Annotated in this window: 1 pseudogene; it reads right to left on the bottom strand. The window is 41.6% G+C overall.

The annotated features are described in order from the left end of the window. Positions 1–310: pseudogene (locus Q0954_RS34690) on the bottom strand (IS110 family transposase); the annotation flags it as partial.

Below are 310 nucleotides of genomic sequence, written 5' to 3' on the forward strand. Positions count from 1 at the left end.
CCCTGCAAAGACAGAATAAAATCGTCTTTACTTACCTTGAGCCTCTTTGTGTGAAACTTTGCCAATTCAGTAGCTGAATGTTCTCCGGCTACCATAGCTCTTATAACCTTCATTCCTAATTTACCACCAAGATCAGAAATTACATTTTGGAATTTTACATTCATCAACTGTAAGGCTTTACCCATACGCAAAAGCTGTTGAGCCTTTTGCTCTATCAGTTGCTGACGGTGGCGGATATAAGTGCGCAACTCACGAGTAGGGTCATCGGGGATAAATGAGCCAGGGAGTAAACCATAGCTATGCAATTGTT

Origin of the sequence: uncultured Microscilla sp., assembly GCF_947493425.1 — a bacterium.
Classification (GTDB): Bacteria; Bacteroidota; Bacteroidia; order Cytophagales; family Microscillaceae; genus Microscilla.